General features: G+C 46.6%; 39 protein-coding genes. 36 read left to right on the top strand and 3 right to left on the bottom strand.

The window, feature by feature from the left end; all coding sequences use genetic code 11:
• Positions 1–17: 17 nt before the first annotated feature.
• Together V6C21_RS02600 and V6C21_RS02605 are read left to right on the top strand one after the other, a co-directional pair.
• Positions 18–722, top strand: coding sequence for an MBL fold metallo-hydrolase (locus V6C21_RS02600; protein ID WP_479268260.1), 705 nt, complete (start codon positions 18–20; stop codon positions 720–722).
• Between the two features lie 209 nt (positions 723–931).
• Positions 932–1,447: a hypothetical protein gene (locus V6C21_RS02605; RefSeq protein ID WP_479268261.1), complete on the top strand. Its 516-nt coding sequence runs from the start codon at positions 932–934 to the stop codon at positions 1,445–1,447.
• Between the two features lie 80 nt (positions 1,448–1,527).
• Here the strand turns inward: V6C21_RS02605 and V6C21_RS02610 are convergent, their stop codons facing one another.
• The 3 genes from V6C21_RS02610 to V6C21_RS02620 form a co-directional block, all read right to left on the bottom strand.
• On the bottom strand, positions 1,528–2,652 hold the full coding sequence (locus tag V6C21_RS02610) for a GerAB/ArcD/ProY family transporter (protein ID WP_479268262.1): 1,125 nt from the start codon (positions 2,650–2,652) through the stop codon (positions 1,528–1,530).
• 232 nt (positions 2,653–2,884) lie between these two features.
• Positions 2,885–4,048 (bottom strand): Ger(x)C family spore germination protein, encoded by a 1,164-nt coding sequence (locus V6C21_RS02615; protein WP_479268263.1) that lies wholly within the window; start codon positions 4,046–4,048, stop codon positions 2,885–2,887.
• The gene (locus V6C21_RS02620) at positions 4,045–5,523 is read right to left on the bottom strand and encodes a spore germination protein (RefSeq protein WP_479268264.1); all 1,479 of its coding nucleotides are present in this window, start codon (positions 5,521–5,523) and stop codon (positions 4,045–4,047) included. The genes V6C21_RS02615 and V6C21_RS02620 overlap by 4 nt, the downstream gene beginning before the upstream one ends.
• Before the next feature lie 116 nt (positions 5,524–5,639).
• On the opposite strand from V6C21_RS02620, the gene V6C21_RS02625 reads away from it, so the two are divergent.
• From V6C21_RS02625 to V6C21_RS02790, 34 genes are all read left to right on the top strand, one after another.
• Positions 5,640–6,155 (top strand): zinc ribbon domain-containing protein, encoded by a 516-nt coding sequence (locus tag V6C21_RS02625; RefSeq protein ID WP_034841177.1) that lies wholly within the window; start codon positions 5,640–5,642, stop codon positions 6,153–6,155.
• Entirely contained in the window at positions 6,148–7,299 is a 1,152-nt protein-coding gene (locus V6C21_RS02630; RefSeq protein WP_479268265.1) for a DUF3810 domain-containing protein, read from the top strand. The genes V6C21_RS02625 and V6C21_RS02630 overlap by 8 nt, the downstream gene beginning before the upstream one ends.
• 241 nt (positions 7,300–7,540) lie before the next feature.
• Positions 7,541–7,669 carry a hypothetical protein gene (locus tag V6C21_RS02635; RefSeq protein WP_479268266.1) on the top strand — a complete coding sequence of 43 codons (129 nt, stop codon included), beginning with the start codon at positions 7,541–7,543 and terminating at the stop codon, positions 7,667–7,669.
• 87 nt (positions 7,670–7,756) lie between these two features.
• The gene (gene rpsJ, locus V6C21_RS02640) at positions 7,757–8,068 is read left to right on the top strand and encodes a 30S ribosomal protein S10 (protein WP_034841182.1); all 312 of its coding nucleotides are present in this window, start codon (positions 7,757–7,759) and stop codon (positions 8,066–8,068) included.
• A 60-nt stretch (positions 8,069–8,128) separates the two neighbouring features.
• The gene (rplC, locus tag V6C21_RS02645) at positions 8,129–8,764 is read left to right on the top strand and encodes a 50S ribosomal protein L3 (protein ID WP_034841185.1); all 636 of its coding nucleotides are present in this window, start codon (positions 8,129–8,131) and stop codon (positions 8,762–8,764) included.
• Between the two features lie 17 nt (positions 8,765–8,781).
• Positions 8,782–9,405, top strand: a complete 624-nt coding sequence (rplD, locus tag V6C21_RS02650) for a 50S ribosomal protein L4 (protein WP_034841187.1) — start codon at positions 8,782–8,784, stop codon at positions 9,403–9,405.
• The gene (gene rplW, locus V6C21_RS02655) at positions 9,405–9,701 is read left to right on the top strand and encodes a 50S ribosomal protein L23 (protein WP_045085139.1); all 297 of its coding nucleotides are present in this window, start codon (positions 9,405–9,407) and stop codon (positions 9,699–9,701) included. Before rplD ends, rplW begins: the two co-directional genes overlap by 1 nt.
• Before the next feature lie 29 nt (positions 9,702–9,730).
• A complete protein-coding gene (gene rplB, locus V6C21_RS02660) occupies positions 9,731–10,564 on the top strand; it encodes a 50S ribosomal protein L2 (RefSeq protein ID WP_034841218.1) in 834 nt (277 codons plus the stop codon).
• Between the two features lie 49 nt (positions 10,565–10,613).
• Positions 10,614–10,895 (top strand): 30S ribosomal protein S19, encoded by a 282-nt coding sequence (gene rpsS, locus V6C21_RS02665; protein WP_034841221.1) that lies wholly within the window; start codon positions 10,614–10,616, stop codon positions 10,893–10,895.
• Positions 10,896–10,917: 22 nt separating this feature from the next.
• Positions 10,918–11,259: a 50S ribosomal protein L22 gene (gene rplV, locus V6C21_RS02670; protein ID WP_479268267.1), complete on the top strand. Its 342-nt coding sequence runs from the start codon at positions 10,918–10,920 to the stop codon at positions 11,257–11,259.
• A 13-nt stretch (positions 11,260–11,272) separates the two neighbouring features.
• Positions 11,273–11,941 carry a 30S ribosomal protein S3 gene (gene rpsC / locus V6C21_RS02675; RefSeq protein ID WP_034841226.1) on the top strand — a complete coding sequence of 223 codons (669 nt, stop codon included), beginning with the start codon at positions 11,273–11,275 and terminating at the stop codon, positions 11,939–11,941.
• Complete coding sequence (gene rplP / locus V6C21_RS02680) at positions 11,941–12,366, top strand: 50S ribosomal protein L16 (RefSeq protein WP_034841229.1); 426 nt, start codon at positions 11,941–11,943, stop codon at positions 12,364–12,366. Before rpsC ends, rplP begins: the two co-directional genes overlap by 1 nt.
• On the top strand, positions 12,366–12,572 hold the full coding sequence (gene rpmC / locus V6C21_RS02685) for a 50S ribosomal protein L29 (RefSeq protein WP_034841231.1): 207 nt from the start codon (positions 12,366–12,368) through the stop codon (positions 12,570–12,572). Before rplP ends, rpmC begins: the two co-directional genes overlap by 1 nt.
• Positions 12,573–12,590: 18 nt before the next feature.
• A complete protein-coding gene (gene rpsQ / locus V6C21_RS02690) occupies positions 12,591–12,845 on the top strand; it encodes a 30S ribosomal protein S17 (protein WP_034841234.1) in 255 nt (84 codons plus the stop codon).
• Between the two features lie 30 nt (positions 12,846–12,875).
• Positions 12,876–13,244, top strand: coding sequence for a 50S ribosomal protein L14 (gene rplN / locus V6C21_RS02695; RefSeq protein ID WP_034841236.1), 369 nt, complete (start codon positions 12,876–12,878; stop codon positions 13,242–13,244).
• An 18-nt stretch (positions 13,245–13,262) separates the two neighbouring features.
• Positions 13,263–13,589 (top strand): 50S ribosomal protein L24, encoded by a 327-nt coding sequence (gene rplX, locus V6C21_RS02700; protein WP_034841239.1) that lies wholly within the window; start codon positions 13,263–13,265, stop codon positions 13,587–13,589.
• A gap of 20 nt (positions 13,590–13,609) precedes the next feature.
• On the top strand, positions 13,610–14,149 hold the full coding sequence (gene rplE, locus V6C21_RS02705; protein WP_034841241.1) for a 50S ribosomal protein L5: 540 nt from the start codon (positions 13,610–13,612) through the stop codon (positions 14,147–14,149).
• 12 nt (positions 14,150–14,161) lie between these two features.
• On the top strand, positions 14,162–14,347 hold the full coding sequence (locus tag V6C21_RS02710; RefSeq protein ID WP_084228589.1) for a type Z 30S ribosomal protein S14: 186 nt from the start codon (positions 14,162–14,164) through the stop codon (positions 14,345–14,347).
• 25 nt (positions 14,348–14,372) lie between these two features.
• Entirely contained in the window at positions 14,373–14,771 is a 399-nt protein-coding gene (gene rpsH / locus V6C21_RS02715) for a 30S ribosomal protein S8 (RefSeq protein ID WP_034841243.1), read from the top strand.
• A 15-nt stretch (positions 14,772–14,786) separates the two neighbouring features.
• Positions 14,787–15,341, top strand: coding sequence for a 50S ribosomal protein L6 (gene rplF, locus V6C21_RS02720; RefSeq protein WP_034841245.1), 555 nt, complete (start codon positions 14,787–14,789; stop codon positions 15,339–15,341).
• 19 nt (positions 15,342–15,360) lie between these two features.
• Positions 15,361–15,720, top strand: coding sequence for a 50S ribosomal protein L18 (gene rplR / locus V6C21_RS02725; protein ID WP_034841248.1), 360 nt, complete (start codon positions 15,361–15,363; stop codon positions 15,718–15,720).
• 46 nt (positions 15,721–15,766) lie between these two features.
• Entirely contained in the window at positions 15,767–16,237 is a 471-nt protein-coding gene (rpsE, locus tag V6C21_RS02730) for a 30S ribosomal protein S5 (RefSeq protein ID WP_045085898.1), read from the top strand.
• Between the two features lie 14 nt (positions 16,238–16,251).
• Positions 16,252–16,431 (top strand): 50S ribosomal protein L30, encoded by a 180-nt coding sequence (gene rpmD / locus V6C21_RS02735; RefSeq protein WP_034841253.1) that lies wholly within the window; start codon positions 16,252–16,254, stop codon positions 16,429–16,431.
• Between the two features lie 18 nt (positions 16,432–16,449).
• Positions 16,450–16,890, top strand: a complete 441-nt coding sequence (rplO, locus tag V6C21_RS02740) for a 50S ribosomal protein L15 (protein WP_034841255.1) — start codon at positions 16,450–16,452, stop codon at positions 16,888–16,890.
• A 1-nt stretch (position 16,891) separates the two neighbouring features.
• Positions 16,892–18,175, top strand: a complete 1,284-nt coding sequence (gene secY, locus V6C21_RS02745; RefSeq protein WP_479268268.1) for a preprotein translocase subunit SecY — start codon at positions 16,892–16,894, stop codon at positions 18,173–18,175.
• Between the two features lie 21 nt (positions 18,176–18,196).
• Positions 18,197–18,829 (top strand): adenylate kinase, encoded by a 633-nt coding sequence (locus V6C21_RS02750; RefSeq protein ID WP_034841260.1) that lies wholly within the window; start codon positions 18,197–18,199, stop codon positions 18,827–18,829.
• A 14-nt stretch (positions 18,830–18,843) separates the two neighbouring features.
• A complete protein-coding gene (map, locus tag V6C21_RS02755) occupies positions 18,844–19,602 on the top strand; it encodes a type I methionyl aminopeptidase (RefSeq protein WP_034841263.1) in 759 nt (252 codons plus the stop codon).
• Between the two features lie 3 nt (positions 19,603–19,605).
• Positions 19,606–19,866: a hypothetical protein gene (locus V6C21_RS02760; RefSeq protein WP_034841265.1), complete on the top strand. Its 261-nt coding sequence runs from the start codon at positions 19,606–19,608 to the stop codon at positions 19,864–19,866.
• 6 nt (positions 19,867–19,872) lie between these two features.
• Entirely contained in the window at positions 19,873–20,091 is a 219-nt protein-coding gene (gene infA, locus V6C21_RS02765) for a translation initiation factor IF-1 (RefSeq protein ID WP_034841268.1), read from the top strand.
• A gap of 55 nt (positions 20,092–20,146) precedes the next feature.
• Positions 20,147–20,260, top strand: a complete 114-nt coding sequence (gene rpmJ, locus V6C21_RS02770) for a 50S ribosomal protein L36 (protein WP_034841271.1) — start codon at positions 20,147–20,149, stop codon at positions 20,258–20,260.
• 36 nt (positions 20,261–20,296) lie between these two features.
• On the top strand, positions 20,297–20,665 hold the full coding sequence (gene rpsM / locus V6C21_RS02775) for a 30S ribosomal protein S13 (RefSeq protein WP_034841273.1): 369 nt from the start codon (positions 20,297–20,299) through the stop codon (positions 20,663–20,665).
• Between the two features lie 18 nt (positions 20,666–20,683).
• Entirely contained in the window at positions 20,684–21,091 is a 408-nt protein-coding gene (rpsK, locus tag V6C21_RS02780; protein WP_034841276.1) for a 30S ribosomal protein S11, read from the top strand.
• A gap of 22 nt (positions 21,092–21,113) precedes the next feature.
• Positions 21,114–21,740 (top strand): 30S ribosomal protein S4, encoded by a 627-nt coding sequence (rpsD, locus tag V6C21_RS02785; RefSeq protein ID WP_034841278.1) that lies wholly within the window; start codon positions 21,114–21,116, stop codon positions 21,738–21,740.
• A 92-nt stretch (positions 21,741–21,832) separates the two neighbouring features.
• The gene (locus tag V6C21_RS02790; protein ID WP_034841281.1) at positions 21,833–22,783 is read left to right on the top strand and encodes a DNA-directed RNA polymerase subunit alpha; all 951 of its coding nucleotides are present in this window, start codon (positions 21,833–21,835) and stop codon (positions 22,781–22,783) included.
• Positions 22,784–22,811: the final 28 nt, after the last annotated feature.

Here is a 22,811-nt window from a genome sequence, read left to right on the forward strand (position 1 = left end):
TTTGAGGGGATTGGATTATGGCGCAGGAAATTATTAGGATTGATTTGGGTGGCGTTAATTGTTATTTAGGCAAGCAGGGTGATAGTTTTGTCTTGTTTGACACCGGCGGGCATATCTTTTTAGATAAGCAGTGTAACAATCGGCGCGAGCTTCTTGAAAAAGAACTGAATTCATATGGATGCGACGCGACAAATTTAAAACTTGTTGTATTGACACATGGTGACAATGACCATGTCGCAAATGCGGCATATATCAGAAAAACATACAATACGAAAATAGCCCTGCACACAAACGATTTGGATTTAGTCAATTGCCCAACTATTGAAAAGCTATTGGAAAACTGCCACTATCATTCCCCTGTGTATAAGTTGGTATTTTCGGCGATGAAAAACTCCATTAAAAAAATTGCTACAAAAACGCTTGAGGATTTTGAAAGTTTCAGGCCGGATATTTTGCTTGACGATGGTTTCGACCTCTCTCCTTACGGATTTGAAGCGAAGGTTGTCCATACTCCCGGCCATACCAAAGGTTCTATCAGTATTCTAACGGCGCAGGGCGATCTGATTGCAGGCGATACCTTTGCAAATATAAATAAGCCGGCAATTGCACCTAATGCCTATGATTTTAAAGAATTGAGAAGCAGCATAAAAAGATTAAAAACGATGAATATAAAAACAATTTATCCAGGTCACGGCAATCCATTCAATGCCGCCGCGTTATAACAGGCTACGCCTGATACTCACAAAAAGCGGCTCCCACTTTGCAGGGAGCTGCTTTTGCATTAATTTGTAAATTGTTGTATAATGGTACTATCTGAAATAAGAATTATATCCGTCTGTGTGCGGTGATTTAGCTGTAAGCATTTACGATTATCTCGCAGCCATCTGTAGGACATTTTAAAATATACGTCAAGAAAGGGGCCATTTATAATATGAAGAAAACCGCCATTATTATTTCTGCGTCAGCTACCCTTGTTGTAGTTGTACTGGCAGCTCTGTTTTTAAAGCTAAAAATTAATACTTTTGCAGATTATAACAATGACGCCGTATTGGGCTCATCCAACCCGCCAAAATCAACCTATACTGCAAAAATATTCGTCACTGGGCCTGAAGACAGCGATTCATTGCTTTATATACATGATATAAAATTAAAGGGCATTGAAAATATAGCCCATTTCAATGCGGATGAAAATATAACAGGAAAACTAAAATGCACTTATTCATCTATACAGGGTGCATGCAAACTGATTCTCGTATCGGAAAAAGGTGAAGTAGTTACTCTTTTTGACAGCGAAAAACAAAAAAGCGGCACAACGGTGGAGGTGCCGTTTTTCAAAGGCGAAAATACAATCCGTTTAGTCGGAAAACCCGTTCATCTGAAAGAATTTACTGCAAAATGGGTAGATATTGACCATTCCAAATTATCATTAGTCACTGTTATGGTTTAACAGCAAAGCCATGAGATTCAATCTCATGGCTTTGCTAAATTCTAAGAGCATTGTTTCCCTTTGTGTTATATAAAGCGGGCTTAGCTGCCCGTTCCCTGGTTATTCGTGCCCTGCGGGGCTGCTTCAGCGGGCTTGTTTAACCTTACTTTTATCTCAGCCGCAATTAACATAATCAGCGGCAGTATGAGCTGAAACAATAAGGCAATATAGGGAAAATAATTCGTTAAATTGAAGAACTCGGCTGCATTTTCTGCTGCCACCACGGCTAAAAATAACATTATGAGAGCTGACGGGGCAACGAAAGCGCGCATATCCTCATAGTTTGAAATTTTAGAGATACCCATTGACGCAATATAAACGCAGATCCCCATTTTAATGGTTCCGGCAAGCGTGTAGTTTATACCGACCAACAATTCGGTTCTCGTAAATATCTCACCGAGCGCGCTGATACTTACGGCCTCGTAAGATGGGAAATAATACATGCTGATTGACGGCGAGCCTAAGACCAGTGAGTTCCGCATACTCACAGTAAGCAGCGTAGCGACTTCGATTAAGAGCGCGATTATAAATATCTTCGAAGTTTTCTTCCAGGGCTCGGTAGAGGAAAACATTGAAGCGATTAAAATTATTTCGCCAAGAGGTAATGTCGTTTTGAACACAGATACTTTGAATATGGTTGATAAATCTGCATTAAAGGCCGGCAGCAGATTTTCAAAGTTAACACTTGTGCTCGCAATAATAACTGAGAAAATAATTATGGCTAAAATTATAGGCAGAACAAACCGGGATATCCTGCCGATATTCTCGACACCGCTTTTGGCGAGGTAGACAGATAAGAGTATGAGAAATGACTGAATAACTATTTGCGGGGTTTCGGGCATGGCGACAATCCTTATGAATTCTGAAAAAGTCCTTATCACAACTCCTCCGAGGAAGATAGCATACAATGTGTAAAGCAGTACAACAGCCTTCCCGAAGAATTTGCCGAAGAGGGTCACAGCTATATCAAAAAGATTGGAACCTGGGAAAAGGCTGAGTATCCGCGCATAACAGAGAAACAGCGGTAAAGCTATTACTGCGGCGGTCAGCGGGGAATACCAGATATTCGGATCGCTTTCAAAGGAGCCCGCCAAAACCAAGCTGCCGAACATAAAAATAACCAGTATGCTTATCATTTGGCTTGAAGCAATGCGGTTATTATTCAACCTATCACCGCTTTCATTTTATTCTAAAAATAAACTTGATTGCTTCTACCAAGTACATATTAAGATGTCTTGGAATAATATCAAAAATTATTAGTGCAATTAAAACGAACGTGGAAATATAAACCAGGAATACAAACCACAGGGGTTTCCACTTTTGACTCTTTATTTGAGGCACAACATCAAAGGTGAAAAGGATAGCATAAAGCACAATGCATACTGCAAACTCCTGCATTTAGTCCCCCACCTTTGTTTTGCTCTTGAGTGTAGCTGAATTGGTGATGTTAATCTTGGCATTAATATCGTATTTAACAGTCTTAAATTTCTCATCCCAATTGGCTTTTAACTCATCCCAAGCACTTTTATATCTATATTTGACAAGCAGTCCGAATCCGAAAATATCAGAGCCGTATTGCTCCTGAACTGTCTTTATTATCCGGCTGCAGTGATTTTTTATTGTTTCTTCCCCCAGCTTCTGGACTTTTGCAATTCCATCTTCGGAGCAATAATCCTTGTTGGTTTCATTTTCAGCGAGAGCGGCTTTGGCGGTGACATTAATCTCCATTTTTATTTCCCCGTTTGAAATGACGGGCTTTATCCAGGTTTTGCTCGAAAAGAGTTCAAGCGTTATACTATTGCCGTTTATCTTTTTGTCCAGCACAAGCGGCCCGGCTTTTGCTTCATCTTTAATAATATAGATGTATTGTGTCTCATCATTGTCGACATAGCCGACCAGCTTGTCCTTTTTAAATATTGCAGTTCCGCCGATTTGAGTAGTTTCTGGGTTTGCGGCTGACCTTTTTACAATCGGGACGGTAAGGGAAATGCCATCGCTCTTTATAATATTGTTTACTTCGAAAAGCCTTCTGGGTACATTTTTTGAAAGGTATTTCTGGTCGGCTTCAATCATGGTTTCGATCTCATAGCCGACTATCGTGTTGGCTACTGGTTTGGTTTTAAACAGTTCCTTAGCCGTCTGCTCTTTTGCAACAAAGATCCTGATGTTTCGGCGTATTTCCGCATCTCGGCTGAAAAAATCAACAATGGGCGAGATGCCCTCTTTCGCCAATTCTGAACTTATTACGATTACCTTGCAGTCGCTGAAGTACAGCCTTTTTCCGCATTCTTTGGTGGCATTTCTTATTGCTTCAAAGATTGTCCTTCCGTCTGTTTCAATAGTTGTTGTCGCGGGGTTGGCGCTCTCGCTTCCGCTGCTGGTGCCTCCGCCAGTCATATCGACAAGGTCAAAGGTCAGGTGATATTTCTGCCTCTCACTTTTGTCGATACCGACTCCGGCCACGATTGACAGAGATTCGACTTCGCGATAGTTCCAGCACCCGGTTGTGAATATCGTTGAAATCGTAAGAAGAAATATAACAATCACTTTCAGCTTTTTCATTTTATTTTCCCAACTGATTCTCTTTTGATATTAGAAGTAAGCCCCTGAGGACGGTTTTTCATATGCCACCACGGCGCCCTCATAAAAGTATCCTTGTTATTTTGCGGCCCTAAGCGCATGCCGTCCAATATCGGTACGCCGAAAGAATTCAAATTATACAGATGAATCAGCAGTCCCAGCATGGCGAATAAGAATCCATAAAGGCCGGCAATTGACACAACGACGAGCAGGCCGAACCTGACAATAATGTCTAAGCCCTTTATGCGTGGCACCATGATACCTGTAAGGCCGGTTATCGCTACAACAATGATAATCGGCGCGCTGACAATTTTAGCCTCGACAGCCGCCTGGCCGAGGACAAGCACGCCGACAATACTGAGCGTCTGACCGATTGACTGCGGCATCCTTGCTCCGGCTTCCCGCAATATTTCAAATACCACAAGCAGCAACAGCGTTTCAAACACTGTCGGGAAAGGCACGCCCTGCCGCGCAGCCGAGATACTCAGCAGTAGCTTCGTCGGCAGGAATTCTTGGTGGAACGTGGTTACAGCCACATATATAGCCGGCGTCATAATAGATATGAAAAAAGCAGATATTCTTATAAACCTGCCGATTGAGGAGAAATAGTAGTTGATATAGTAATCCTCGTCACTTTGGAAGTTTTCTATAAAAAGGCAGGGACAGGTCAATACCATCGGCGTCCCGTCGACAAACATGGCAACCCGCCCTTCAAGCAGTTTTGCCGCGACGACATCAGGTTTTTCAGTGCTGCCGATGGTTTTCACCGGCGAATACGGTGCGTCCGATATCATCTCGGAGATATAGTTGGCGTCAAGTACGCCGTCTATTTCAAAGCTGTTCAGCCGTCGGTTGAGTTCATCCAGCACATTTTTATTGACAAGAGATTCAAGGTAACATATACATACTTTTGTTTTGGTCCTCGTCCCGAGGGTTAAGAAATTAAATTTTAAGTCGGGGGTTTTAATGCGGCGCCGTACCATCGAAATATTCATCATTATCGACTCGACAAAACCTTCCCGCGGGCCGCGCAGGACCTTTTCCGATTCCGGTTCCACAATTGACCGCGTTTTCCAGCCTTTCGTCTCGAGGATAAGGGCCTCGTTCTCGCCGTCGGCAATCAGAATTGTGCTGCCGTATAATAAGCTTTCGAGTATTTCTTCCATATTGTTGGTTCTATTGACGCTTCCTGAGGTGACTACGCTTTTTGCCGTTTTGTCGAGGATGCCGTTAGGCATGAAGTCATATGCGTATTCTTCAACGGGCTTTATCATGTCCTGATTTATAATTTTGTTGTCAACCATGCCGTCGATATAAAGAAAGCACATTCTTATTTTAGGATTACGGCGGTTTTCTACATATCTTATTATCAATGTTTCGTCGTCTTTAAAAATTGAATTGAACAGGTTTATATTTTCATCAAGGGATGTTTTAAGTACGTTGTCGGTATTGCTCATTTTCTCACCTCCGAAAATAATCCTTAGAATATTGTTCCGCAGCATGGCTGTTTTATAATATTTCTGATATAATTATTTGAAACAGACAATCTTGAAATTAAGCAGAAGGTGAAAATATGCCCAGATGCCCTTCATGTTCGGCCAAAGTAAAGAAAGATGACGCTGTATGCCCTGCATGCGGCGCGGTGCTAAACAAAGAAACCGGAACTGGGGACAAGGAAGCGTTCCTTATTTCCGTAAACCGTGATTTTGAATCAAAAATAGTTGAGGGCTGCCTTCGAAGCGCCGGTATTCCTTTTATGATTAAAACCCACGGTGGTCCTGAGGGTTTTGTAAGGTACGATACAGATTATGAAAGCCTCGGCGCAGATTTTTATGTCCCGTCAAAGCTGCTCGAAAAGGCAAAGCAGGCTTTGCCTCCCGATTTGGCCATACAGGCGGGCGCTTCCGGTGAAAGCGTGGAAAATACGGATGAAGATGTTCCTCATCCAATCAGCGAAGAGGTTCAAAAACCTGAAGACCCGAAAAAAACATTTATAGCTGTTATATTGTTTTTAATTCTGGCTGCCCTTGTTGTAGCTGGGGTCGATACTGTAATGAATCTGATAAGGGCTGCGCTGGGCTATGACTAAGAACAGCCGAGAGGCGGGATTTATTAACAGAAACCGTCCCAAAAGCGCCTTCCCCGTGAGGCCTATGCTATTCGTCTTTTTTGTCCTGCTGGTGCCGGCGGCTTATGCTCTGAAATATTTTTCAACATTTCACCCGGAAAAGGTTGAAAACTATTACAGTCTGGGCGTTTACAGAACAATCTCTTCCGCCGTATCGAGTTACTTTAGGCTGTTTCCCTTTTCCTGTGCCGAAATCATGCTTTATGAGCTGATAATCTTAGCTGTGTTTCTTATAGCCGTCATTATAAAAAGGCTGGTTGTGGGGGACCGCCGCGCCGCGCTGAGAATTGCAGCTTTTATGCTGTTTGTGCTTTCATCCATGTATTTTCTGTTTACGGTAATGTGGGGGCTAAACTATAACAGACTGCCTCTTGAAGAGAGCCTCCATTATAAAACCGGAAAACCAACGGCCAGCGAACTTGCGGACGCTCTGTTAAAAGAAACTGACGCCATCAACTCGCTCTGCGACAAAGTAAATTACGACAGCAACGGCCACTCATATTACCCGGGCGGTTTTAAGAAGATATCCGCCAACGTAAACGATGCTTATTTGGCCTTGCAGAAGTCGGGCGAAAACTATAGAAAGCTCTTTTCCGGGGCGATACCGAGGCCGAAGGGGATTTTGGCCTCAAAGCTCCTTTCATACACCGGCATCGAGGGTATATTTATACCTTTCACCTGTGAGCCGAATGTGGATACTGACCTGCCGGCATTTGTACTGCCCTTTGACGCCGCTCATGAAAGCGCGCACCTAAAGGGCTTCGCGAGGGAACAGGAGGCCAATTTCGTCGCATATTTGGCCGGAATCAGCAGTCCCGACCCTTATTTTCAGTATTCAGCCCATATGGAAGCATATATATATCTTTCAAATGCACTTTTTGAAACAGATGTTGAGGCACTAAAAAAAGTCGCCCCATTGATTGACAAGCGCGCTGTCAGCGACTTTGAGTATTATAGCAACTATGTAACCGCGCATGAGTCGACTGCCTCGGAAATATCAAACAAGGTAAACGATACTTATTTAAAATCACAAGGGCAGCAGGGCGTTATCACCTATAATATGTTTGTTACCCTGCTTATTGAAAAGTACAGAACAGAGAAATAATTTAAGAGGCATTTGACTGCCCGCGAATGGGGCTGTCCGTGCCTCTTAATTTATATGCGTAAATCATGGCGGCTGCTGAGAATATCATGGTTTGCGCCACTAAAAAAATATTTATAAAAATTAAAAAAACTGTTGCAATAGGAAGAATATTATGATATGATATATAAGCGCGCTCTTCTAAGTGCGCAGAGATGCGATGAAGCGGGAGGTTGCCGCCTTGAGCGGGTAATTTCCGTAGAGTATGTCCGATTTTAAACCGGGCGACACCATATTGGGCATAGTGCTACTGCGCTTTATTGCGCAGGCATTGTGTGGCGACGTTTGCCTTTCCCCGGATAAGTTTGCCCCGACAGACTGTCCGGTTTTTTAAATGTCCGGTGAAGAAACACCCGGATGTGTGTTAGGTTTTTAAACGGAGCCTGCCCCGCCTGAGCAAATTCCGAGGAGGCGATCCAAGATGGCAGTAAAAGAAAAGATCAGAATCAGGCTTAAGAGCTACGATCATCAGCTTGTTGATCAGTCGGCAGAAAAGATTGTCGAGACAGCCAAGCGCACTGGCGCGAGGGTTTCGGGACCCATACCGCTTCCGACCAAAAAAGAGGTCGTTACAATTCTCCGCGCTGTTCACAAGTACAAAGACAGCCGTGAGCAGTTTGAGATGCGCACACATAAGAGGCTTATCGATATCTTAAGGCCGTCGAACAAGACTGTTGAGGCGCTCATGGGCCTCGAGCTACCCGCCGGAGTAGAAATAGAGATAAAGCTCTAATTTCTCGGCAGGTCAAGTTGGCTTGAAAAAGTCAACCAATAACCAGAGGAGGTAGGAAAATTGAAAAAAGGAATCATTGGAAGAAAGATCGGCATGACCCAGCTTTTCGATGATAATGGCAACGTCGTGCCTGTCACCGTTATAGAAGCCGGCCCCTGCACGGTTGTCCAAAAGAAAACCGTTGAAACTGACGGCTACAACGCGGTGCAGTTGGGATTCGGGGATGTCTCCGAAAAGCATGTTACGAAACCTCTTAAAGGGCACTTTGATAAAGCCGGAGTTGCTCCGAAGAGGGTTCTCAGGGAGTTCCGCCTTGACGATGTTGATTCACTGAATGTCAAGGATATTATCAAGGCCGACGTATTCGCCGTAGGCGATCGTGTCGACGTTGTAGGAATCAGCAAAGGTAAAGGATTTGCAGGCGTAATAAAGCGCTGGAATCAACACAGGTTAAAGATGACTCACGGTACCGGCCCTGTTCACCGTGAAGTCGGCTCAATGGGAGCCAACAGCGACCCGTCCAGAGTATTTAAAGGCAAGAAAATGGCTGGCCATCTCGGAGCCGAGAGGGTCACAATCCAGAATCTTGATGTTGTCAAGGTTGACGCGGAAAATAACCTTATTGCGGTCAAGGGTGCCATTCCTGGGCCAAAGGGCGGAATCGTGACTATAACCGACAGCGTTAAAAAGGCCTAAGGGAAGGAGGATGCACAATGCCTAAAGTGGCAGTTTTAAATATGGCCGGTGAAAACGTCGGCGAGATTACACTCTCCGATGCAGTATTCGGCATAGAACCAAACACATCTGCTATGCACGCGGCAGTAGTCAACTACCTTGCCAACCAGAGGCAGGGAACCCAATCCACTCTTACTCGCGCCGAAGTATCTGGCGGCGGACGCAAGCCGTGGAGACAGAAGGGAACTGGTCATGCAAGACAAGGCTCAACTCGTGCCCCGCAATGGAGACATGGCGGTGTAGCCCTCGGTCCTAAGCCGCGTGATTACAGCTATACTATCAACAGAAAGCTCAAGAGGCTCGCTCTCAAGTCAGCTCTGTCCTCAAAGGTTGCTGATAACGAGATTAAAGTTCTCGATAAAATAGAGCTTGATGAGTACAAGACCAAGAAGATTGTCGATATGCTGAACGCCATCGATTCAGGCAAAAAGGTTCTTATTGTTCTGCCTGAAGTTGATGAAAAGGTCGTTGTCAGCGCGCGCAACATTCCTGGTGTTAAGACTACAATAGTAGGTAGCCTCAATGTTTACGACATACTCAACTGCGATACTTTTGTCGTTCTTAAGGATGCCGTAACCGCCATCGAGGAGGTGTACGCATAATGGAAAGAACAGCACAGGATATAATCATTCGCCCGATCATCACAGAAAAGAGTATGGCCGGAGTCGCAAATAAAAAGTACACTTTCCGCGTTGCCACGGATGCCAATAAGATCGAGATTGCAAAAGCAGTTGAAGAACTCTTTGGTGTCAAGGTAGCAAAGGTTAACACCATCAATGTCAGAGGCAAGGCCAGGAGAGTTGGCAGATTTACTGGTTATACGCCAAAGTGGAAAAAAGCTATTGTTACTCTCAAGCCCGACTCAAAGAGCATTGAGTTCTTTGAAGGCATGGCATGATGAAGGCCTAAAAAAAGGAGTGATACCAAATGGCTATAAAGTACTATAAACCGACCACTCCATCAAGGCGGAACATGTCAGTTCCTACCTTCGAGGAGCTTACGAAGACAAAACCGGAAAAGAGTCTGCTTGTCAGCCTTTCCAAAAAGTCGGGTCGGAATAATTACGGAAGAATTACCGTACGCCATCGCGGCGGCGGCAACCGTGTCAAATATAGAATCATCGATTTTAAACGCAACAAGACAGATATGCCGGCTAAGGTTCTTTCGATTGAATATGATCCGAACCGCACCGCATATATTTCACTTGTTCAGTACGAGGACGGCGAGAAGCGTTACATTCTCGCGCCTTTGGGAATTAAAGCAGGCGATACGATTGTTTCTGGTGAAAGCGCCGACATAAGGCCGGGCAACTGCCTCCCGCTGAAAGATATTCCGGTCGGTACTTTTATCCACAACATCGAGCTTTATCCCGGCCGCGGCGGACAGATTGCCCGTGCAGCAGGAATCATGGCTCAGCTTATGGCAAAGGAAAACGGATACGCGCTTGTCCGCATGCCTTCAGGTGAACTTCGCAACTTCCTGCCGGAATGCAAAGCGACAATCGGTCAGGTCAGCAATATCGACCACGAGAATGTCAAGATCGGTAAGGCGGGAAGAAAACGTCATATGGGCTGGAGACCGACGGTTCGCGGTTCTGTTATGAACCCGAATGACCATCCGCACGGCGGTGGTGAAGGTAAAGCTCCTATCGGACGTCCGGGACCTGTTACCCCTTGGGGCAAGCCGACACTGGGTTACAAAACCCGCAAGCATTCCCTGCCGTCTGATAAGTTTATTGTTAAGCGCCGTAACGGTAAATAAGCCAGCGGAATAGCCCAATAAGGCGGTTGAAAGGAGGAACCACAAATCAATGAGCAGAAGCCTTAAAAAAGCCCCTTATGTTGAAGAAGCTCTGATGAAGAGGATTCAGGCCCTCAACAAAACCGGCGAAAAACGCGTTCTGAAAACTTGGAGCCGCGCTTCGACTATATATCCGGAATTTGTGGGTCATACGATAGCCGTTCACGACGGCCGCAAGCATGTCCCGGTCTACATTACCGAGGATATGGTTGGCCACAAGCTTGGAGAATTTGCCCCGACAAGGACGTTCAAAGGTCACTCGGGTTCAAAAGTCTCTAATACGGGCAACTAAGTGACCGAAAGGAGGATAATCGATGCAAGCAGCGGCACATTTAAGATATGCACGCATATCTCCGCGCAAGGTTCAAGTTGTTCTTGACCTTATTAGAAATAAACCGGCCAATGTCGCAGCAGCAATTTTGCAACATACTCGCAAGGCTGCCAGCGAGCCGCTTCTAAAGCTTTTGAAATCGGCAATGGCTAACGCCGAGAATAATCACGGCATGGACGTTGCAAACTGCTACGTTTCCAAGTGCTTTGTTTGTCCCGGCCCGACGCTTAAAAGAATCCGGCCGAGAGACCATGGACGCGCGTTCCAAATATTGAAGCGTACTTCCCATATTACTCTCGTGCTTGAGGAAAGGGAAAACTCATAAGAGGAGGTACAGTATGGGCCAGAAAGTTAATCCCCACGGGCTGAGAGTGGGTGTTATAAAGAACTGGGACTCCAGATGGTTTGTTAAAGATAGCAACTTCGGCGATACACTCGTTGAAGATTATAATCTGAGAAAGTTCCTCAAGAATACACTTTACTCGGCTGGTGTACCGCGCATAGAGATTGAGCGTGACGCATCCCGCGTACGCCTTTTCATCCACTGCGCGAAGCCCGGCATGGTTATCGGCAAAGGTGGCGCCGAGATTGACAAGCTCCGCGCGCAATGCGAAGCTATGCTCAAGAAACCGGTGTCTATCAACATCGTTGAAGTTAAAACACCTGATACCGATGCACAGCTGGTCGCCGAGAATATTGCAGCACAGCTTGAAAAGCGCATTTCATTCCGCCGTGCTATGAAACAGGCAATCGGCCGCGCAATGAAGCTTGGTGCTAAAGGTATAAAAGTCGCTGTATCGGGTCGTTTGGGCGGCGCCGAAATTGCTCGTACAGAGCATTACCATGAAGGGACAATTCCCCTTCAGACGCTTCGTGCGGATATCGATTATGGATTTGCCGAAGCAAAGACGACCTACGGCCGCATAGGCGTAAAGGTTTGGATCTATAAGGGCGAAGTCCTGCCCGAGGTCAAAAAGACGACCCGCAGGGAAGGAGGAGCGCAATAATGCTGATGCCCAAAAGAGTTAAGTATCGCCGTGTGCAAAGGGGCCGTTTGACCGGCCGCGCAACCCGCGGTACTGAGATAAATTATGGTGAGTACGGCCTTGTCGCTCTGGAACCGGCGTGGATTACAGCCAACCAGATTGAGGCAGCTCGTGTTGCGATGTCACGTTTCACAAAGCGTGGCGGCCAGGTTTGGATAAAGATATTCCCGGATAAGCCGATAACAGAGAAACCGGCTGAAACCCGAATGGGTTCCGGTAAAGGTTCTCCCGAATACTGGGTCGCGGTTGTAAAACCAGGCAGGGTTTTGTTTGAGATGGGCGGAATTTCAGAGGAAGACGCTCGCGAAGCAATGCGCCTTGCGATGCATAAACTGCCTATAAAGTGCAAGTTTATCAAAAAGGAAGAAACGGGTGGTGAGCAGTAATGAAGGCAAAGGAGATAAGAGAACTGTCGGCTGTTGAGCTTAATGATAAGCTCAAGGAGTTGAAAGCCGAGCTTTTCAACCTTCGCTTCCAGCATGCCATAAACCAGCTCGACAACCCGATGCGGATTGCGGCAGTGAAGAAGGATATCGCCCGTGTTAAAACAATAATCCGTGAATTGGAGCTTCAAGAGAAAGCGCAGCCGTAACGGAAGGGAGGATTACAGGTGGAAAGAAACCTTAGAAAAACTCGTGTCGGTAATGTTGTAAGCGACAAAATGGATAAGACCATTGTCGTTGCGATAGAAGACAACGTCAAGCACCCCCTTTACAAAAAGGTTGTCAAGCACACCCAAAGGTTTAAAGTTCATGACGAAAATAACGAGTGCAAAACTGGAGACAGGGTGCTGATTATGGAGACCCGTCCGCTGTCGAAAGATAAAAGGTGGCGTCTTGTAAAGATTCTCGAGAGGGCCAAATAAGGCTTTTTACACAGGGAAGGAGGAAGCACCGTGATACAACAGCAGACTTATCTTAAGGTCGCGGACAACACCGGAGCGAAAGAGCTTATGTGCATTCGCGTTCTGGGTGGTTCACGCAGGAAATATGCAAATATAGGCGACGTTGTGGTTTGTTCTGTAAAAAAGGCAACACCCGGCGGCGTTGTTAAAAAAGGCGATGTTGTTAAAGCGGTTATCGTACGCTCGGTAAAAGGCATTGGCCGTCCCGACGGAACGTATATTCGCTTTGATGAAAACGCTGCGGTTATAATAAGAGAAGATAAGACCCCGAGGGGCACCCGCATTTTCGGGCCGGTTGCAAGGGAGCTTAGAGAAAAAGATTATCTCAAGATTCTGAGCCTGGCTCCCGAAGTGCTCTGATTGGAGGTGCAAACCACGATGAAGAAGGTAAATAAGGTGCACGTCAAAAAGGGCGATACCGTAATGATTATATCTGGCAAAGACAGGGGCAAGAAGGGCAAGGTGCTCGAAGTCAGCCCGTCTGAAGGCAAGATCATTGTTGAAGGGCGCAACATGGTAACAAAGCATGTAAAGCCCCGCAAGATGGGCCAGGAAGGCGGCATTGTAAAGGCTGAGGGCCCGTTATACGCATGCAAGGTCATGCTTGTCTGCCCTAAATGCGGCAAGCCTACCCGTGTCGGTCACAAAGTGTTCGGCGACGGTACAAAGGCAAGAGTTTGCCGCCGCTGCGGCGACACTCTCTAATGCAATAAGGAGGATAGCTGATGGCCAGGCTAAGGGATTATTATAAAACCGAAGTTTCACCAGCCTTGATGAAGAAGTTCGGTTATAAGAGCGTCATGCAGATACCAAAGCTTGAAAAAGTCGTTATTAACGTAGGCTGTGGCGAAGCGCGTGACAACGCTAAGGTTATCGATTCCGTGATGAGCGATTTAGCTGCTATCACAGGTCAAAAGCCGGTCGTTACAAAAGCCAAAAAGTCCGTGGCAAACTTCAAAGTTCGCCAAGGCATGAACATCGGCGTTAAAGTAACGCTGAGACGGGATAAAATGTATGATTTCCTTGAAAAATTGTTCAATGTAGCTCTTCCGCGAGTCAGAGACTTCAGGGGTATCAACCCGAACTCATTTGATGGCAGAGGAAACTACTCATTGGGCCTTAAGGAACAACTCATTTTCCCTGAAATAGATTATGATAAAATCGATAAGGTCCGCGGTATGGACATTTCAATTGTCACAACCGCAAAGACCGATGAGGAAGCCCGCGAGCTGCTCACTTTGATGGGCGCGCCGTTCGCGAAGTAAGGAGTGAATGTTGTGGCCAAGACTTCTATGATAGTAAAGCAGCAGAGAACCCCGAAATATTCAACACGTAGATATAACCGCTGCAAGATTTGCGGTAGGCCGCACGCCTATCTCCGTAAGTTCGGGATCTGCCGTATATGTTTCCGTGAGCTTGCTTACAAAGGCCAAATACCTGGAGTGAAGAAGGCTAGCTGGTAATACACAGCAAAGGAGGTTCGACGTCATGCAAATAACTGATACAATCGCCGATTTTCTGACAAGAATTCGTAATGCTAATTCGGCTAAGCATGATACTGTCGATGTGCCCGCGTCCAACATGAAGAAAGCCATTGCGCAGATTCTTCTTGACGAGGGATATATCAAAGATTATCAAGTTATTGAAGACAACAAGCAGGGCATTATCAGGATTACACTGAAGTACGGCCCCAATAAATCGCAGGTAATAACGGGGCTGCGCAGGGTTTCAAAGCCCGGCCTCCGTATATATGCAAACTGTGAGGATATGCCGAAGGTCATGAGGGGCCTCGGTATTGCAATCGTCTCCACACCTAAGGGCATTATGACAGACCGTCAGGCCCGCAAAGAGCATGTTGGCGGCGAGATTCTCGCTTTTGTGTGGTAAGGGGGGCAGAGAGAGATGTCAAGAATAGGAAAGATTCCCGTTAAGATTCCTGATGGTGTTGATGTAAAGGTCGACGGGAATGTTGTTACCATAAAAGGTCCGAAAGGCACACTGACTAAGGAATTCCACAAGGACATGATTATAAAGTCAGAAGGCGGCGTGATTACTGTTTCCCGTCCGAGTGACGAGAAGTTTCATAAATCACTGCACGGCCTGACAAGAACACTTATCAACAACATGGTCGAAGGCGTTACAAAGGGCTTCTCAAAGGAGCTCGAGATTAACGGCGTCGGTTACAGAGCCGTTAAGCAGGGCAATAAGGTTGTCATGAACCTCGGCTTTTCGCACCAGGTTGAAGTTGCTGAAGTGCCGGGAATCAAGATAGATGTTCCAGCACCGAACAAGATTATAATTTCAGGCCCTGACAAGCAGCAGGTCGGCCAGTTTGCCGCAGAGCTGCGTGAGAAACGCCCGCCGGAGCCTTATAAGGGCAAAGGCATCAAGTATGTCGACGAGATTATCCACCGCAAGGAAGGAAAAGCCGGCAAGGGCGCTAAAGGTTCCAAGTAATTTAAGGAGTTGAATAAGCATGATAGTAAAACCTGACGGCAATAAGGCAAGGCTTAAGCGCCACAAGAGAGTGCGCGCTAAGATCAAAGGTACTGCCGAACGCCCGAGGCTGAATGTATTCCGCTCCCTCAATCATATTTACGCCCAGATAATTGATGATGAAAAGGGCGTAACGCTGGCTGCCGCTTCCACTTTGGACAAGGATATAAACGGTTACGGCGGAAACAAAGAGGCCGCGAAGAAAGTCGGTCTTGCAATTGCGAAAAAGGCTGCAGATAAAGGTATAACAACCGTTGTCTTTGACCGCGGTGGTTATCTATATCACGGCCGCATTAAAGAACTTGCTGAAGGTGCCCGCGAGGGCGGCCTCAAGTTCTGATTGAGGAGGGATAGCTTTGGCTCGTTATGAATCAACAACACCGGAAATGACCGAGAAAGTCGTTGCCATAAACCGTGTTTCAAAAACTGTTAAGGGCGGACGCATATTCAAGTTTGCTGCTCTTATAGTCGTGGGTGACGGCAAAGGCACCGTAGGCTTTGGAATAGGCAAAGCAAGCGAAGTTCCGGACGCCATCCGTAAAGGTATAGAAGATGCCAAGAAAAACCTCATAAAAGTTGCATTGAAGGGCACAACAATCCCGCACGAAGTTATAGGAAGTTATGGTGCGGGCAGGGTTTTGATGAAGCCGGCAGCTCCTGGTACTGGTGTTATCGCCGGCGGCCCGGTTCGTGCAGTTGTTGAGGCGGCAGGCATTAAGGATATTCGTACAAAAGCGCTGCGTTCCAACAATCCGTGCAACGTCGTCCGTGCTACCATGGAGGGACTGAAGTCTCTGCGCAGTGCGAGCCAAGTTGCCGCGATCCGCGGAAAGACTGTTAAAGAGATCCTGGGTTAAGGAGGGCTTATATTATGGCACAGCTTAATATAAAGCTCGTCAAGAGCTTGAACGGCAGGATTAAGAAGCACGTCGATACCGCGCATTCACTCGGCTTGCATAAAATCCGCGATGAGGTTACGCAGCCCGACAACGCTCAGACGAGAGGCAAGATTAAAGAGATTTCTTATCTTATTGAAGTCACGGAAGCTTAAAACAAGGAGGTGCGCAAAATGAAGCTCTATGAACTCGCACCTGCGGCCGGCTCAAGAAAAGCAGCTTTCCGCAAGGGACGCGGCATAGGTTCCGGCAACGGCAAGACCGCCGGCAAGGGCCATAAGGGCCAGAACGCGAGAAGCGGCGGTGGTGTACGTCCCGGTTTTGAAGGCGGCCAGATGCCGCTTGCAAGGCGCATACCGAAGCGCGGTTTTGTCAATATCTTTGGCAAAACATATTCAAATGTAAATGTTGAAGCACTTAATAAATTCGACGACGGAGCGGTTATTGACACCGAAGCACTCATTAAAGCAGGCCTTATCAAGAAGACACTTGACGGTGTAAAAATTCTTGGCAATGGCGATCTCAAAAAGAAACTCACCGTTAAGGCAAATGCCTTCTCCGCTGCCGCAAAGCAGAAAATTGAAGCCGCCGGCGGAAAGGCAGAGGTGATCTGAGATGTTTGAGACTTTCCGTAATGCGCTCAAGATACCGGATTTGCGGAAAAAGATGCTCTACACTCTGCTTGTCATCATAGCTTTCAGAATAGGTGCAGCAATACCTGTGCCATTTCTGGATTTAGCAAAACTAAAAACAGTTATGCAAGGCTCATCCAATACGCTTATGGGTCTTTTGGATACCCTGACCGGTGGAGCGCTTTCACGCGCGACGCTGTTTGCAATGTCAGTAACGCCTTACATTAACGCCTCTATTATCATTCAGCTTCTCGCGGTTGCAATTCCGCCGCTTGAGAGGCTGATGAAAGAGGGAGAAGTGGGACGCAGGAAAGTTGCACAGATAACAAGATATACCACCTTGGGCCTTGGCCTTTTGCAAGGCTTTGCCTACTACTTCTACCTCAGAACCAGTGGTGTACTTGTATATGACAGCGGCTTTGCTGGTGTTTGGGCGGCCATTGTTATCGTAGCGTCATTCACCGCTGGTGCAACGCTTATGATGTGGCTTGGTGAACGCATCAATGATAACGGCGTCGGTAATGGTATATCAATTCTTCTTTTTGCGGGTATCATAAGCCGCGGACCGGCTATTGCCGGCACAATGCAGAGGTATTGGACGTTAGGCGGAAAATACTATGTGTTGGTACCTGTCGTGGCGATACTTTGCATTGTAGTTATCGCGGCTATCGTATTTATGAACGCCGCGGAGCGCAGAATTCCGGTACAGTACGCAAAGCGTGTAGTAGGTAGAAAAATGTACGGCGGTCAAAGCACATTTATTCCGATAAAGGTTATCATGTCCGGCGTTATGCCGATAATCTTTGCGGTATCAATAGTGAGTCTTCCACAGATGATTACAATGTGGACGCCGCCGAATTCATGGTGGTATAAATTCTATACAACATGGCTCAGCTCAACTTCTGCAATATATGCTATATCCTATTTTATTCTTATCATCTTATTTAACTTTTTCTATGTCTCGATTCAGTACAATCCTCATGAGATGGCGAATAACCTGAAAAAGAACAACGGTGGCATTCCGGGTATCAGACCTGGAAAACCGACTTCCGATTATATTCAGCGCTGTCTTTCAAGGATTTCGTTTATCGGTGCTATTTTCCTCGGCATTGTCGCCATTGCGCCGATAATCCTCGCCACAACCGCAGGCATGGACATTTCACTCGGCGGTACAACGCTGTTGATTATTGTCGGTGTTGCGCTTGATACGGCGAAGCAACTTGAATCGCAGATGATGATGAGACATTACAAAGGTTTTCTTGAATAAGAAAATGGAGGGGCGCAATTTATGAATCTTATATTTCTTGGAGCGCCCGGCGCCGGTAAAGGTACGCAGGCTGAAAGAATCTGCAAGCACCTTGGAATAGTTTCCATATCCACAGGAAACATAATCCGTGAAGCCCTGCGCAATGGCACGGAACTTGGCAAAAAAGCTAAGTCATATATGGATGCCGGAAAGTTGGTTCCCGACGAAATTGTAATCGACATCATCAGAGAACGCTTAAAACAAGATGACTGTAAAAATGGCTTCATATTGGACGGTTTTCCCCGCACAGTGCCTCAGGCTGAAGCACTCGATAAAATGGGCGTAGTCATCGACAAAGTTATTGAAATTTACGTTTCCGATGAGAAGATTATGGAACGTATGTCAGGACGCAGAGTATGTGAAATCTGCGGCGCATCCTATCATGTAGAATTTAAACCTCCAAAAAATGGCGTGACATGCGATTATGACGGGGGCAAGCTCGTCAGGCGCAAGGACGATGAGCCCGAAACCGTTAAGGAGAGGCTGCGTGTTTACCATGAGCAGACCGAGCCCTTAAAGGATTATTATGAGAAACAGGGCAAATTGTATATCGTTGAAGGCCAGGATAAAATCTCCGACACGACGCGTTATACAATTGAAGTCCTGGAAAGCTAAAGAAGGCAACAGCAATGATTGTGCTCAAAAATTCACATCAGCTGGCAAGGATGAAGGAAGCCGGTGCTATTTCGGCAGACGCTCTCCAGCTGGCTGGCAGCCTGATTGAGCCAGGCATTACTACGGCGGAGATCGACAATATCCTGAGGGAGTTTATATTGAAACAGGGCGCAAAACCGTCGTTTCTGAATTATAACGGTTATCCAGCGTCCGCATGTATTTCCGTAAACAACGTGGTTATTCACGGGATTCCGGGAAAATATAAACTGAAAAGTGGCGATATTGTCAGTGTCGATGTGGGAGCATTTTATGAAGGATTCCACGGAGACAACGCTGCGACATTTCCATGCGGCCAAGTGTCTGAAGAGGCCCAGCGCCTTATTGACACGACCCGAGAGTGCCTTTATAAAGGCATCGCAGCGGCGCAGGCCGGAGCAAGGCTTGGTGATATCGGCCATGCAATTCAGCAATATGCCGAGGACCGTGGATATTCAGTTGTCAGACAATATATCGGGCATGGAGTCGGAAGGAACATGCACGAGGAGCCGGATGTCCCGAATTACGGCAGACCCGGCCACGGACTGAGACTGATACCCGGTATGACGATTGCAATTGAGCCAATGGTAAACGCAGGTGGCCCCGCTGTCAGAACCATGCCGGACGGTTGGACAGTAAAAACCTGCGATGGCAAGTTATCGGCTCATTTTGAGCACACAATCGCCATTACTGAGGACGGACCCGTAATTTTGACAACACCGTCACAGGAGAAATAGTAAGTGGAAATAAAAGTAGGCACGGTGGTTCTATCAACCGCTGGGCACGATAAGGGCGGAGTTTTTGCTGTCATCGGTTTTACGGACGGAGATATCGCACTAATTGCCGATGGGAAAAGAAGAAAGCTTGAAAAACCGAAGAAGAAAAAGCTTAAGCATCTTAAGCCGTTAGGCATATTGGAGCAGAATATTCCGACGCAGACGAATAGGCAGCTCAAAAAAGCGTTAATGGAATTTAACGCACGGGGCGGCCATGGGAGGTAATATTGCTTGTCTAAAGAAGATGTAATTGAATTAGAGGGTACCGTTGTAGAGGCACTGCCAAACGCAATGTTTCAGGTAGAACTGCCAAACGGGCACACCATACTCGCGCATATTTCAGGCAAGCTGCGTATGAATTATATACGCATCCTGCCGGGCGATAAGGTTACAGTTGAGATGTCGCCTTATGATTTGACAAGAGGTCGCATTACATGGCGTTCAAAATAAGCCGTGTTACGATCGCATTTCTATGTTACGGCACAGCCGTAAAGGGGGTTTTCGTATGAAAGTCAGACCTTCCGTTAAGCCTATTTGCGAGAAATGCAAAGTCATTAAGCGCAAGGGGCGTATAATGGTTATTTGTGATAACCCAAAGCATAAACAGCGCCAAGGCTGATGGCGTTTACCTTAAAATCTGGAGGTGCAAAGAAAGATGGCGCGTATTTCCGGTGTTGACCTGCCAAAAGAAAAAAGGGTTGAAATCGGTTTAACCTACATCTACGGTATAGGCCGTCATACAGCAAACGAGATTCTTGCAGCTACCGGCATAAATCCCGACATCCGTGTCAAGGATTTAACTGAAGAGCAAGTATCAGCGCTTCGTGAATATATAGACAAGAACTATACCATCGAGGGTGATTTGAGACGCAGAAATGCCCTCAACATTAAGCGTCTTATAGAGATTGGCTGCTATAGGGGCGTCCGTCACCGCAAGGGACTGCCGGTCAGAGGGCAGAGGACGAAGACCAATGCCCGTACCCGCAAAGGTCCTAAGAAGACTATAGCCAACAAGAAGAAATAAGTAAGGAGGGGTTGATGGATGGCCACGAAAGCACAAGCAAAGAAAACTACCGCTTCAAGAAAGCGCCGTGAGCGCAAGAACATCGAACGTGGAGCGGCTCATATCCAGTCCACCTTTAACAATACTATTGTCACTATAACCGATGTGCAGGGCAATTCCATTTCTTGGGCCAGCGCAGGAGGCCTCGGTTTCCGCGGTTCTAAGAAATCGACTCCTTTTGCGGCTCAGATGGCGGCTGAAACAGCAGCAAAGGCCGCAATGGAACATGGAATGAAAACTGTTGAGGTTTATGTCAAAGGCCCAGGTGCGGGCCGTGAGGCGGCAATACGCGCGCTGCAGTCAGCAGGTCTTGAGGTCAACATGATTAAAGATGTTACCCCGATTCCTCACAACGGCTGCCGCCCGCCGAAGAGAAGACGCGTATAACGCTAACGGAGGTGTTACACTGATGGCAAGATATACAGGCGCAGCCTGCAAGCTTTGCAGGCGTGAAGGCCAGAAGCTGTTCCTGAAGGGCGAAAGGTGCTATACTGACAAGTGCGCAATAGCCCGCCGCAGCTATGCTCCGGGCCAGCATGGTCAGGATCGCAAGAAAATGTCCGAATATGGGCTCCAGCTTCGTGCAAAGCAGAAGGCCCGCCGTTTTTATGGCGTGCTTGAAAGCCAGTTCAGAAATTATTTTGAAAAAGCTGAGTCAAAGCCAGGCATTACAGGTGAAAACCTGCTTCGCCTCTTGGAGCTGAGACTCGATAATGTTGTTTATAGACTCGGTTTTGCTTCTTCACACGCTCAGGCAAGACAACTTGTCCTGCATGGACATTTTACGGTGAACGGCCGCAAGACGGACATTCCGTCATATAGCCTGAAGGCCGGAGATGTAATTGAGTACAAAGAGAAGAGCCGCTCAAACGAGGCTATAAAGGCAATCGTTGAAGCGAATGCTTCACGTCCTGTCCCGAAGTGGCTCGAAGCTAACCATGAGAACTTCAGCGGAAAGGTTTTAAGTATTCCGAATCGTGAGGATATTGACCTTCCTGTCGAAGAGCATCTTATTGTTGAGTTGTACTCTAAGTAATTTGTCCGGCAAACTCTCGCAATTCCCAACCTATGGGGAAGTCAACACCGATGCAGGCGGATTAGCCGCCTGACCGTCAGGAGGGTTGTTTAGTGATTGAGATTGAAAAGCCAAAAATAGAAACAGCGGAGCTTTCACCAGATGGGTCATATGGCAGATTTGTTGTCGAGCCTCTTGAACGCGGATACGGTACGACACTCGGCAACAGTCTTCGCAGAGTGCTTTTGTCTTCACTTCCCGGCGTTGCGGTAACACAGGTGAAAATTGACGGCGTACAGCATGAATTTTCAACTGTTCCCGGCGTTAAAGAAGACGTTACTGAAATAATCCTTAACCTTAAAGGATTAACGGCAAAGCTTCACAGCGACGGCCCGAAAGTGGTTTATATCGACGCCGAGGGTGAATGCAAGGTTACCGCAGGAGATATCAAAGCAGACTCGGAAGTTGAGATACTTAACCCGAATATGCATATAGCGACTTTAGGCTCCGGCGCGAAACTTTATATGGAAATAACCCTCGACAAGGGACGCGGTTATGTAGCCGCGGAAAAGAACAAGCAAAACATGCAGCCTGCCATCGGAGTTATTCCAGTTGATTCTATTTATACCCCGGTTTTAAAGGTCAACTACACCGTAGAAAATACGCGTGTCGGCCAGATTACCGATTATGATAAGCTCACGCTGGAAGTCTGGACCGACGGCACGCTTTCCGCTAAGGAAGCGGTATCTATCGGAGCCAAGATTCTCAATGAGCATCTCAACCTGTTTATCGGCCTATGTGCTGAGACACAGTCGGCTGAGATTATGGTGGAGAAGGACGATAAGAGCAAGGAAAAGGTCCTCGAGATGACTATTGAGGAGCTTGACCTGTCGGTGCGTTCATTTAACTGCTTAAAGCGCGCCGGCATTAATACGGTTGAAGATCTTATCAACAAAACGGAAGAAGAAATGATGAAAGTTCGGAACCTGGGAAGAAAGTCGCTTGAAGAAGTTGTCAACAAGCTACATTCACTTGGTTTTGAACTCAAAAAGGAAGAAGATTAATTCCGCCTGCAACATGCAGTCAAAGGAG

The organism is [Clostridium] cellulosi, from assembly GCF_036762875.1.
GTDB classification, from domain to species: Bacteria; Bacillota; Clostridia; order Oscillospirales; family Ethanoligenentaceae; genus Ruminiclostridium_D; species Ruminiclostridium_D cellulosi.

Bases quoted from the DNA above. Each gene is read 5' to 3' on its own strand.
- rplF (WP_034841245.1), top strand. From the start codon at position 14,787: ATGTCAAGAATAGGAAAGATTCCCGTTAAGATTCCTGATGGTGTTGAT.
- rpmC (WP_034841231.1), top strand. From the start codon at position 12,366: ATGAAGGCAAAGGAGATAAGAGAACTGTCGGCTGTTGAGCTTAATGAT.
- rplE (WP_034841241.1), top strand. From the start codon at position 13,610: ATGGCCAGGCTAAGGGATTATTATAAAACCGAAGTTTCACCAGCCTTG.
- rplO (WP_034841255.1), top strand. From the start codon at position 16,450: ATGAAGCTCTATGAACTCGCACCTGCGGCCGGCTCAAGAAAAGCAGCT.
- rpsM (WP_034841273.1), top strand. From the start codon at position 20,297: ATGGCGCGTATTTCCGGTGTTGACCTGCCAAAAGAAAAAAGGGTTGAA.
- map (WP_034841263.1), top strand. From the start codon at position 18,844: ATGATTGTGCTCAAAAATTCACATCAGCTGGCAAGGATGAAGGAAGCC.
- rplW (WP_045085139.1), top strand. From the start codon at position 9,405: ATGGAAAGAACAGCACAGGATATAATCATTCGCCCGATCATCACAGAA.
- rpsE (WP_045085898.1), top strand. From the start codon at position 15,767: ATGACCGAGAAAGTCGTTGCCATAAACCGTGTTTCAAAAACTGTTAAG.
- V6C21_RS02750 (WP_034841260.1), top strand. From the start codon at position 18,197: ATGAATCTTATATTTCTTGGAGCGCCCGGCGCCGGTAAAGGTACGCAG.
- V6C21_RS02615 (WP_479268263.1), bottom strand. From the start codon at position 4,048: ATGAAAAAGCTGAAAGTGATTGTTATATTTCTTCTTACGATTTCAACG.
- secY (WP_479268268.1), top strand. From the start codon at position 16,892: ATGTTTGAGACTTTCCGTAATGCGCTCAAGATACCGGATTTGCGGAAA.
- rpsD (WP_034841278.1), top strand. From the start codon at position 21,114: ATGGCAAGATATACAGGCGCAGCCTGCAAGCTTTGCAGGCGTGAAGGC.
- rplX (WP_034841239.1), top strand. From the start codon at position 13,263: ATGAAGAAGGTAAATAAGGTGCACGTCAAAAAGGGCGATACCGTAATG.
- rplP (WP_034841229.1), top strand. From the start codon at position 11,941: ATGCTGATGCCCAAAAGAGTTAAGTATCGCCGTGTGCAAAGGGGCCGT.
- V6C21_RS02620 (WP_479268264.1), bottom strand. From the start codon at position 5,523: ATGAGCAATACCGACAACGTACTTAAAACATCCCTTGATGAAAATATA.
- rplD (WP_034841187.1), top strand. From the start codon at position 8,782: ATGCCTAAAGTGGCAGTTTTAAATATGGCCGGTGAAAACGTCGGCGAG.
- V6C21_RS02625 (WP_034841177.1), top strand. From the start codon at position 5,640: ATGCCCAGATGCCCTTCATGTTCGGCCAAAGTAAAGAAAGATGACGCT.
- V6C21_RS02605 (WP_479268261.1), top strand. From the start codon at position 932: ATGAAGAAAACCGCCATTATTATTTCTGCGTCAGCTACCCTTGTTGTA.
- rplV (WP_479268267.1), top strand. From the start codon at position 10,918: ATGCAAGCAGCGGCACATTTAAGATATGCACGCATATCTCCGCGCAAG.
- rpmD (WP_034841253.1), top strand. From the start codon at position 16,252: ATGGCACAGCTTAATATAAAGCTCGTCAAGAGCTTGAACGGCAGGATT.
- V6C21_RS02635 (WP_479268266.1), top strand. From the start codon at position 7,541: ATGTCCGATTTTAAACCGGGCGACACCATATTGGGCATAGTGCTACTG.
- rpmJ (WP_034841271.1), top strand. From the start codon at position 20,147: ATGAAAGTCAGACCTTCCGTTAAGCCTATTTGCGAGAAATGCAAAGTC.
- rplB (WP_034841218.1), top strand. From the start codon at position 9,731: ATGGCTATAAAGTACTATAAACCGACCACTCCATCAAGGCGGAACATG.
- V6C21_RS02630 (WP_479268265.1), top strand. From the start codon at position 6,148: ATGACTAAGAACAGCCGAGAGGCGGGATTTATTAACAGAAACCGTCCC.
- rpsH (WP_034841243.1), top strand. From the start codon at position 14,373: ATGCAAATAACTGATACAATCGCCGATTTTCTGACAAGAATTCGTAAT.
- rpsJ (WP_034841182.1), top strand. From the start codon at position 7,757: ATGGCAGTAAAAGAAAAGATCAGAATCAGGCTTAAGAGCTACGATCAT.
- V6C21_RS02600 (WP_479268260.1), top strand. From the start codon at position 18: ATGGCGCAGGAAATTATTAGGATTGATTTGGGTGGCGTTAATTGTTAT.
- rplR (WP_034841248.1), top strand. From the start codon at position 15,361: ATGATAGTAAAACCTGACGGCAATAAGGCAAGGCTTAAGCGCCACAAG.
- rpsS (WP_034841221.1), top strand. From the start codon at position 10,614: ATGAGCAGAAGCCTTAAAAAAGCCCCTTATGTTGAAGAAGCTCTGATG.
- rpsC (WP_034841226.1), top strand. From the start codon at position 11,273: ATGGGCCAGAAAGTTAATCCCCACGGGCTGAGAGTGGGTGTTATAAAG.
- rpsK (WP_034841276.1), top strand. From the start codon at position 20,684: ATGGCCACGAAAGCACAAGCAAAGAAAACTACCGCTTCAAGAAAGCGC.